The sequence below is a fragment of the Protofrankia sp. CiP1_Cm_nod3 genome (genome assembly GCF_982290655.1).
Window position 1 is genome coordinate 2,773 of record NZ_CEVIVD010000165.1, and the last position, 7,658, is coordinate 10,430.

Annotated in this window: 6 protein-coding genes; 2 read left to right on the forward strand and 4 right to left on the reverse strand. The window is 71.9% G+C overall.

Features of this window, described 5'->3' with window-relative positions; all coding sequences use genetic code 11:
• Nucleotides 1-46: 46 nt before the first annotated feature.
• From pyk to AC5LUJ_RS21145, 3 genes are all read right to left on the reverse strand, one after another.
• On the reverse strand, nucleotides 47-1,462 hold the full coding sequence (gene pyk / locus AC5LUJ_RS21135; protein ID WP_250282663.1) for a pyruvate kinase: 1,416 nt from the start codon (nucleotides 1,460-1,462) through the stop codon (nucleotides 47-49).
• Between the two features lie 636 nt (nucleotides 1,463-2,098).
• The gene (locus AC5LUJ_RS21140) at nucleotides 2,099-4,045 is read right to left on the reverse strand and encodes an ABC transporter ATP-binding protein (protein WP_493465586.1); all 1,947 of its coding nucleotides are present in this window, start codon (nucleotides 4,043-4,045) and stop codon (nucleotides 2,099-2,101) included.
• Nucleotides 4,046-4,138: 93 nt separating this feature from the next.
• On the reverse strand, nucleotides 4,139-5,023 hold the full coding sequence (locus AC5LUJ_RS21145) for an enoyl-CoA hydratase/isomerase family protein (protein ID WP_493465587.1): 885 nt from the start codon (nucleotides 5,021-5,023) through the stop codon (nucleotides 4,139-4,141).
• 26 nt (nucleotides 5,024-5,049) lie between these two features.
• Here AC5LUJ_RS21145 and AC5LUJ_RS21150 point away from each other — a divergent pair, with 26 nt between their 5' ends.
• Nucleotides 5,050-5,256, forward strand: coding sequence for a pentapeptide repeat-containing protein (locus tag AC5LUJ_RS21150; RefSeq protein ID WP_445548651.1), 207 nt, complete (start codon nucleotides 5,050-5,052; stop codon nucleotides 5,254-5,256).
• On the opposite strand, the gene AC5LUJ_RS21155 is transcribed toward AC5LUJ_RS21150, so the two are convergent.
• On the reverse strand, nucleotides 5,257-5,475 hold the full coding sequence (locus AC5LUJ_RS21155) for a helix-turn-helix domain-containing protein (RefSeq protein WP_013873150.1): 219 nt from the start codon (nucleotides 5,473-5,475) through the stop codon (nucleotides 5,257-5,259).
• A gap of 790 nt (nucleotides 5,476-6,265) precedes the next feature.
• Here AC5LUJ_RS21155 and AC5LUJ_RS21160 point away from each other — a divergent pair.
• Nucleotides 6,266-7,658 (forward strand): hypothetical protein (locus AC5LUJ_RS21160; RefSeq protein ID WP_493465588.1); only part of this gene is annotated, 1,393 nt, incomplete at its 3' end.

Here is a 7,658-nt window from a genome sequence, read left to right on the forward strand (position 1 = left end):
AACCACGTCAGGGGCCCCCAAATTGTGGCGAAGCCACAATTTGGGGTCAGACCTCCTCCCCGATCCGGTGCACTCGGATGGTGTTGGTCATACCGGCCACGCCGGGGGGGGTGCCGGCCACGACGACCACCAGTTCGCCGGGCTTGCAGCGCTCCAGCTGCAGCAGCGCGCTGTCGACCTGTCGCACCATCTCGTCGGTGCTGTGCGCGTACGGGACCAGGAAGGTCTCGACGCCCCACAGCAGCGCGAGCTGGCTGCGGACGGCGGGCACCGGGGTGAAGGCCAGCAGCGGGATGGGGCTGCGGTAGCGGGCGAGCCGGCGGGCGGTGTCCCCGCTCTGGCTGAAGGCCACCAGGTAGCGGGCGCCCATGACATTGCCGACGTTGGCGGCGGCCTCCGCCAACGCACCACCGACGGTACGCGGACGGGTACGCAGCGGTGGGAGCCGGCCCAGGTCCGTTTCGGCCGTCTCGATGATCCGGGCCATCGTGGACACGGCTTCGACCGGGTATTCACCGACGCTGGTCTCGGCCGACAGCATGATCGCGTCGGCGCCGTCGAGGACCGCGTTGGCGCAGTCGCTGGCCTCGGCCCGGGTGGGCCGGGGCGCATGCACCATCGATTCCAGCACCTGGGTGGCCACGATCACCGGCTTCGCGCGTTCGCGTGCCCAGGACACGCCACGCTTCTGGACCAGTGGCACGACCTGCAACGGCAGCTCCACCCCCAGGTCACCCCGGGCGATCATCAGACCGTCGAACGCCTCGACGATCTCTTCGAGCTGGTCGACGGCCTGCGGCTTCTCGATCTTGGCCAGGACGGGCAGGCGCACCCCGGCCTCGTCCATCACCGCCCGGACCTTCTCGACGTCGGCGGCCGAGCGGACGAAGGACAGGGCGATCATGTCGGCGGGCAGCCCGAGCCCGAAGCGGAGGTCCTTGGCGTCCTTGTCGGTCAGGGCGGGCACGCCGAGGGCCGCGCCCGGGATGTTCATCCCCTTGTGGTTGCTGACCGGGCCACCGACGATGACCGTGGTGTGGACGTCGGAGCCGGCGACCTCGACGACCTCGAGCACCAGCCGGCCGTCGTCGACGAGGATCCGGTCGCCCGCGGTGACATCGGAGGTCAGCCCGGAGAAGGTCGTCCCGACCCGGTGCTGGTCGCCGAGGATGTCGTCGGTCGTGATCGTGAACCGGTCGCCGGGGGCCAGGGTGACCGGGCCGGAGGCGAACTTCCCAAGCCTGATCTTGGGGCCCTGCAGGTCGATGAGGATGCCGACACTACGTCCGACCGCGTCGGAGGCGGCCCGGATCTGTTGGTAGGTCTGCGCATGCTGCTCATGGGACCCATGGGAGAGGTTGAGACGGGCGATGTCCATGCCGGCCTCGACCAGCTCCCGAATCTTCTCGGGCGAGCTGGTGGCCGGACCAAGTGTGCATACAATTTTCGCGCGGCGAGACACGAGACAAGCCTAGGAAATGACTCCGGTGGTCCGTACACCGCCCCCACTATCCGCTGGCCGACACCCGGAAAGTTTTCCATCCGCGGGAAAAAGGCCCTATTCCGTTTACCGGGGACGCCATGCGCACAGGTGGGCGTACCGGCACACCCGCCCCGCGCCGCCGCGGGAGGCGGGTGTGCCGGCCGGGCGGGCCCGCCCACGGCCGTCACGGCCGTCACGGACGGTGGGGCCGGCCGGGCCGAGCCGGGGAGTTCCCAGCTCACGGTGGGCGGGCGGCGGAGGGGAGCCCGGCGGCTCATCGCCGTCCCGCCGGTGGCATCGCCGTCGCGCCCCGCCGGGCGGGGAAGCAGAGACGAGCACGGACAGTAACTTAACAAGTGCCACGAGGATACCGGCTGACAGCTGGACGAACACAGCCTGTACGAACCGGCACGCGGCCGGCACCCGGCCGCCGCCCGGGCAGGCGTGCCGAACGGCCCTGGACGGCGGGCCGGAGGACCTGTGCGGGCAGCCCGGCCGGCTTCACCTGCCAGCCATACCTACCAAGCCATCCCAGCTGATGCCCCTGTGGGACGTGGGTGCGGGCTCCGGCAGCAGCGCATGCCTCCTACCAGCCATCCCGGCCGACACCCCCGACTACGGTGACCGGACGGTCACCATCCGGCGTTCCTCGGAACTGGCCGCATCGGAGCTGGTCTCGCTGTGGCGGGCCACGTCCTGGGTGGCGAACTGGGTGCGGTACAGCTCGGCGTACAGGCCGCCGCGGGCCAGCAGCTCGTCGTGCCGGCCGCTGTCGACCAGCCGGCCGTCCTCGATGACGAGAATCCGGTCGGCGTCCCGGACGGTCGACAGCCGGTGGGCGATCACGAGTGACGTCCGGCCGGCCAGCGCGGTGGCCAGAGCCTGCTGGACGGCGGCTTCGGACTCGCTGTCGAGATGGGCGGTGGCCTCGTCCAGGACGACGATCGACGGCTCCTTGAGCAGCAGCCGGGCGATGGCGAGGCGCTGCTTCTCCCCACCGGAGAGCCGGTAGCCGCGGTCGCCGACGACCGTGTCGAGGCCGTCGGGCAGCGCTCGCACGACGTCGCCGATCTGGGCGGCGTCCATGGCCGCCCACATCTGCTCGGGCGTGGCCGCCGGCCGGGCGTAGGTGAGGTTCGCCCGGATGGTGTCGTGGAAGAGGTGCGCGTCCTGGGTGACGACGCCCACGGCGTCCCGCAGCGACCGCAGGGTGAGCTCCCTCACGTCGTGGCCGCCGACCCGGACGGTGCCGCTGACCGCGTCGTACATCCGGGGCACCAGCTGGCTGATCGTCGTCTTGCCGGCTCCGGACGGCCCGACCAGCGCGACCATCTCCCCGGGCGCCACCCGGAACGACACCTGGTGCAGGACGGTCTCGGACGGCCGGTGGTCGAGCACCGCCACCGACTCCAGGGAGGCCAGCGACACCTCGTCCGCGGCCGGGTAACGGAAGCCGACGTCGTCGAACTCGACCGTGGCCGCGCCGGGCGGCAGGTCGGCCGCGCCCGGCCGGTCGGCGATCGCCGGGGTGAGGTCGAGCACCTCGAAGACCCGCTCGAAGGAGACCAGCGCGGTCATCACATCGACGTTGACGTTCGACAGCTGGGTCAGCGGGCCGTAGAGCCGCGACAGGTACGAGGTCAGCGCGACGACGGTGCCGACCTGAAGCGTGCCCTCGGCGGCGAACCGCCCGCCCACGCCGTAGACGATCGCGGTCGCCAGGGAGGCGACCAGGGTCAGCGAGACGAAGAAGATCCGGCCGTACATGGCCTGGGTGACGCCGATGTCACGGACCCGGGCGGCCCTGGCCGTGAAGCCGTCGTTCTCCCGGGCCGGGTGGCCGTAGAGCTTGGCGAGCATCGCCCCGGAGACGTTGAACCGTTCGGTCATCACCGTGTTCATCTCGGCGTTGAGCCCGTAGCTCTCCCGGGTGAGCGCGGCCAGCTTCGGCCCGAGCAGCCGCGCCGGGACGACGAAGACCGGCAGCAGCAACAGCGAGACGACCGTGATCTGCCAGGACAGCACGATCATCGCGGCGAGGACGAAGCCAACCGAGACGATGTTGGACAGGACCGAGGACAGCGTCCCGGTGAAGGCCGACTGGGCGCCGAGGACATCGTTGTTCAGCCGGGAGATCAGGGCACCGGTCTGGGTCCGGGTGAAGAACGCCAGCGGCTGGCGCTGGACGTGGTCGAACAGCCTGGCCCGCATGTCGAAGATCAGCCCTTCGCCGATGCGGGCGGAGAACCACCGTTGCGCGAGGGCCAGCAGCGCGTCGACGACGGCGATGAGCCCGACCAGCACGGCCAGCGCCTCCACGACGCCCACCCGGCCGGGGACGATGCCCTCGTCGATGATCGCCTTGTAGACCAGCGGGGTCGTCGCGCCGAGCGCGGCGCTGATGACGATCAGGATGAGGAAGCCGACGAGCATCCTCCGGTAGGGACGCGCGAACCCGACGATCCGGCGCAGGGTGCCCGGCCGCAGCTTCTGGTGGACGACCGAGCGGTCACGCTGGAAGGCCCGCGTGCTGACGCGCGGCCCGTCCTCGGCGAATCTCATCGGTGGACCCCCACATTCTGCTCATGCTTACATCGCAACACTGTAAGCGAAAGCAGACGAGGATCGTTCCCGTCACGGCCTCGGCCGGACGCGTCAGCCGGCTGCCCCGGCCGGTGCCGACGAGCAGCGCACCTGGGCGTCGCGCTCCGCACGTAGCTGATCCGCCACGGAAAGCTCGCGTCCGCGCAACAGCAACGCCTTGACCTCGACGGCCGTCTCGCGAGGGGCCGCGAGCAGGGCGGCGGCCAGTTCCTCCACGGCCCGGTCGAGTTCGGCGGGGGCGGCCAGCCGGTCCACCAGCCCCACCGCCTGCGCCTGTGCGCCGGAGAGCATACGTCCGGTCACGCACAGGTCCAGCGCGCGGCTGTAGCCGACCAGGTCGACCAACGCCCGGGAAACCCCCAGCGCCGGAACACCGCCATGACGCAGGCCGCCGAAGGACAGGTACGCGTCGTCACAGGCGATCCGCAGATCGCAGGCGAGCGCGAGATGCAGGGCGTCGACGGCGTACCCGCTGACGACCGCGACGCTGAACAGGTCAGGGCGCGACAACCAGCCGAGCGCGGCCTGCCATCCGGCGGCCGTCCCCGTGTCGCGGGGCGCCGCGTCGAGGCACCTCAAGTCGTGACGCGCCATATCGTGACACGCGGTGTCGCGGGACGCGGTGTCGCGGGACGTCAGGTCGCCCGTGGCCGGCCGTCGCGCGGCCACCCCAGCGTCGGACGGCCGGCCCGCGGGCCCGCCGTGGGCCGGCCGCTCCCCGCTCGTCCGGCCGCCAGCCGGTTGATCATCAGATGGCCGCTCCCCGGCCGCCGCGCGGTGGCCACCGCTGGACGGCGACGAGCCGCCAGTGATCCGAAGAATCACCAGCCGGACGCTGCCGGGCAGGGAGCGCCCGATACCGGCCAGCACGGTGGACAACGCGGCGGACGGGCTGGGCACGCGCCCAGCCGGTTCGCGCGCGACTGGTTCACGCACGGTTGGCTCGTGCGGTTCGCGCACAGTTGGCTGGCGCTCAGTTGACGCGTGCTCAGTTGACGCGTGCTCAGTTGACGCGTGCTCAGTTGACGCGTGCCCAGTTGACGCGTGCCCAGTTGGCACACGCACGGTGGCGTGGTCCTGACGATCGACGGCGATGGTCGCCCTCGGACCGTCGATCGTCAGCGCCAGACCGACCGCCGCCTGGTCGGCGACGGCCGGCACCGACATGATCAGGCGCTCTTCTTCTTGCTGCCCCGGGTGGCGCCGCCACGACCCCGCAGGGTCGTGCCGGACTCCGAGAGGATGCGGTGAACGAACCCGTACGAACGGCCCGACGACTCGGCGAGAAGACGGATGCTCTGCCCTGCCTCGTACTTCTTCCGAAGCTCTGATGCAAGCTTGTCGCGCTCCGCGCCGGTGATCCGGGTTCCTTTCCTAAGCTCGGCCAATGTGGCCCCCTCCGTGATAGATGATCTGCGAACCGATCTTCACTCAGTTGCGGTGAACGCGCCACTCGAAGCGCATGTGATCCATCACACGATCTCCTCGCAAGCTCGATCCCCCCAGGCGGATCTGTCAAGTCTTTCCCATCCACTCACCACAAGAACAACAACGACCACGCACCGGATCCGACTCATTTCCCGACACGACGGAGAGAAGCCGTGCTTATACCAACATCATGACAACGTCCACACTCTCTTGCCACTACCAGGCTCGACGGAAACTTTGGCGCGTAACGTCGGGCAGCGCCCCGGACCAGCGACGAACCAGCAGCGTGACGGTGGCGCGGCGCTGGCGCTACGGTGACGCGGGCGATGGCACGGACGATGGCGCGGTGGCGAAGTGGCACCGGCACCGCCGGACGCCACACCCGCTGAACGGCGTCCGCCGAACGGCGCCAGTGGCATCGACGAGCCTCTCGCGCGCCGCTCGAACAGCATGCCGCCACCCTGGTTACGGTGCATATGTGGTCATCACGCCGGAGGACCGGGCTCACCAGTCGGCATGCCCGCCGCCGGAAATGCCTCCGGCCGGCACCGGCACCGGGCGGCGCGCCACTTCCGCGCCACCCGTTCGTCCCCCGTCAACCGGGATCCGCCCGGCGGGCCGGCAACGATATGACCGTTTCTTTCCCACGCCCTGTCCGGCCCGCGTCCCCGGGCCACGCTGAAGGTGGCCGACGTTCCGATCACCGCCGCGCCGTCGGGCAGCGGGACGGGTGAAAACGGACGGCCGGGTATGCGGGAGCGCATGCGGAACCGGCCGTCCTCCGGTGGCGATTCCGCCCAGCCCGCGGAAATCGCGCTGTGGATCGTCACGATCGCCGGCTGCCTGGGGCTGGCCGCGCTGGCGCGTGCCACCGCCGGCCAGGGATGGAACCCGCTGCCGGCCATGTCCGGCGGGCTGCCGTTCACCGCGGGCCGGCGCCCCGGCGTCTCCCCGGCGTCCCTGTCCGCCCCGGCGGTGGCGGCCGTGGTCGCTGTCGCGGCCTGGCGCGGCGTCCACACCTGGCTGCGGTGGGTCCCGCTCCTCATTGCCAGCTATGTGGCCGCGTTGGGCTGGGCCGTGGCGCTGGCGGTGGGCAGTGCCCACCCGGGGGCGCTGGCGGTGGGCACTGCCCACCCGGGCCTGGCCGGCGCGCTCGCGGTCGGTGCGTCCACGGCCAGCGACGGGCACCTGCCGGACGGGCCGGCCGCCGCCGACGCCGGCCTGACGGCCCTGCTGCGGACGTTCACCGAGCACACCGGTGCCGGCGGCTACGGCGCGCGGGCCCACCCCCCGGGGCCGACGCTGCTGGTGTGGCTGCTCGCCCAGCTGGGGATCACCACGCCGATCGCCCTCGGTGCCGTCCTGACGGCGCTGGGCGCGGCCACGGTCCCGCTGGTGGCGGTCGCGGTCCGGTCGCTGTGCCATGAGACCGCCGCCCGCCGTCTCGTCCCGGTTCTGCTGCTGGCGCCCTGGGCGCTGTGGACGGCCGCGTCGGTGGACGCGGTGACCGCGGCCCTCGGCGCCGCGTTCGTCACGCTCGGGGTCGTCGGCTCCGAGCCGGGACGGCGGCTGTGGTGGGCGGCGGCGTGCGGCCTGCTCCTCGGCGTGGCCACGCTGTTCGACTACGCGATGCCCTGGCTTGGCGCGACGGTCGTCGCGGCGTACTTCGTCCGCCGCCGGCCGCTGCTCAACGTGATCACCGGTGGCTGTTTCCTGGTGCCGCTGTCGCTGCTGTCGCTGTGGGGGTTCTCCTGGCCGGACGGGCTGGCCGCGGCCCGCGCGCAGGCCGCCCACACGGCCGCGCAGGCCGGCCTGGCCGGCGCGGCGACACTTCCGGAGCCGCTCGCCCGGCTGCCGGTGGGGTTGGCGGTCGTGCTGGTCGCGTGCGGGCCGGTGATCATCCGGGCGGCCCGGCGGATCCGGCTCACGCCCGGCTGGCCGTTCCTGGTCGGCGCGGTCCCCGCGATTCTCTTCGGCATGCTGACGGGGCTTGCCGCCACGGCGCCGGAGCACTCCTGGCTGCCGTTCTACTGCTGGCTGGTGGTCCCGGCCCTGGCGCCGGACCCACGCCCGAACGGCCCGGGCGACACCGCCCGCGCCGGCCCCCTCCCGCTGGCCCTGACCACTGCCGGCGCCCTCACCG